The 1,854-nt window shown below is 60.8% G+C and carries 2 protein-coding genes; both read left to right on the top strand.

Annotated elements, in window-relative coordinates; genetic code table 11:
• The first annotated feature begins 382 nt into the window (after positions 1-382).
• Positions 383-1,012, top strand: a complete 630-nt coding sequence (locus tag EN879_RS34220) for a DUF6088 family protein (protein ID WP_127274627.1) — start codon at positions 383-385, stop codon at positions 1,010-1,012.
• A partial coding sequence (locus EN879_RS34215) for a nucleotidyl transferase AbiEii/AbiGii toxin family protein (protein ID WP_164774771.1) occupies positions 1,005-1,854 on the top strand: 850 nt, incomplete at its 3' end. The genes EN879_RS34220 and EN879_RS34215, both read left to right, overlap by 8 nt.

Here is a 1,854-nt window from a genome sequence, read left to right as displayed (position 1 = left end):
ATCGAGGAGTTGCGCGTGGCAAGAAAGACTGCCGCCAGCAGGGAGCGACAACGCTCTGGCACTGGCGACTAAGCGCGGCCGTTGGGTCTGCTTTGTCTGGCAAGGCCATGCCAGAGGGTCCTCGACGCTTAGCATCCGCCCGGGCCGCACACAATCGTGCCACGTTGATATGGTGACGGAACCAAACGTGTTCCGAAAAATGCTACAGATTTCGGACATCGCGAACGGGACCCGCCGACGGGGTCGGAGTAACGTCCGAGTGAAGTGACCGCTCCGTGTCCCAACGGGCCCTTCAATGAACGTGGCCTAGCGCCTCGCCGTCTTCTCATGAGTGACTTTCACAGTCTTGCATGTCAGAAAAATATAGGCTATTTTCTGACATATGAAGACCGCTGTTTCATCTGTCCCATCTCGAATCGTAATGCGAGCCCGCAGCTCCGGGCGCGGTAGCGTTTTCACGCCTAACGATTTCCTTGACCTCGGGGGGAGGGACTCGATCGATCAGGCGCTCTCGCGCCTCGCCAAGGCCGGCAGGCTGCGACGCCTCGCACGCGGCCTCTACGATTTCCCTAAGGTGCATCCAAAGCTTGGCCCGCTTTCTCCGGCCCCCGATGACATTGCCCAGGCTCTGGCCAGAGAGACAGGCTCTCAGGTGCAGGTTGCGGGCTCGCGCGCGGCAAATGTCCTCGGTCTATCGACTCAGGTTCCGGCCCGCAGTTCATACCTGACTGATGGTCCATCCCGTCGGGTGGTGCTCGGAAAGCGCATCGTTGATCTCCGCCACGCTTCGCCCAAGCATCTCATCGCGCCGGGCAGTGCGGCGGGGACTGTTGTTCAGGCGCTGCACCATCTGGGGCCGTCACGGGCGGCCGATATCGTTCATGTCGCGTCGCGCCAGCTGTCGCCGAGCGACAAGAAGAGGCTCGCCTCGACGGCCGTTCAGGCTCCGGCCTGGATGCGCTCGACGCTGCGCGCCATTGCGGACACCACATCGGACGCGGTCAATGGATAGCTTCGCTCGCCAGAACGCGTCCGAAAGGGCGGCTGTCTTCGGCGAGTCCGGCGCCTTGCGTGGCGTCGCCAGCATCATCATTGAGAAGGACTTCTGGGTTTGCTGGACCTTAAAGCGACTCTTTGAACTTCAGAAGGGCGATGCGCCCACTCTGGTATTCAAAGGCGGCACCTCTCTCTCCAAGGCCTATGGTGCAATTCGACGCTTTTCGGAAGACATTGACCTCTCCTTCGACCGCGCCGATCTGGGCTATGATGGCGATCGTAATCCAGAGCGGGAAGGGATCAGCAAGAAGCAGTCCGCCAAGCTCATCGACGCGCTCATGGCCGATGTCGAAAAGCACATCGCCAACAAGATGCTTCCTGCCCTTCGAGAGTCGATCGCCGTCCAACTTGTCGAGCCGGTCAAGGGCAACTGGTCGCTCGAGATCGACGCCAACGATCCCCAGACCCTGAACTTTCACTATCCGGCCGCCCTGACCGGTCAGGACTATCAAGGCGTCACCTACATCACCCCGCGCGTCAAACTAGAGTTCGGTGCGCGCGGCGATCCTTGGCCGACCGAGCAGAAGACCATCCGGCCCTATTCAGCTGACGATTTCCCCGCGTTCTTCGAGAATCCGGATTGCACCGTCACAGTGCTGGCGGCGCGCAGAACGTTCTGGGAGAAGGTCACTGCGCTTCACTCCGAAGCGCACCGTCCCGACGACTCTCCGACCACTCAGTATTTTTCACGCCGTTACTATGATGTGGCGATGCTTCTCGACACGGCCGAGGGGCAGGATGCGGCGGTTGACTTCGACATGCTGGCGCAGGGCGCCCGGCACAAAGCCGTGTACTTTC

It is taken from the genome of Mesorhizobium sp. M7A.F.Ca.AU.002.02.1.1, assembly GCF_003998535.1.
In the GTDB taxonomy this organism is placed as follows: domain Bacteria; phylum Pseudomonadota; class Alphaproteobacteria; order Rhizobiales; family Rhizobiaceae; genus Mesorhizobium; species Mesorhizobium ciceri.
This window is presented reverse-complemented; position numbering and strand designations above follow the sequence as displayed.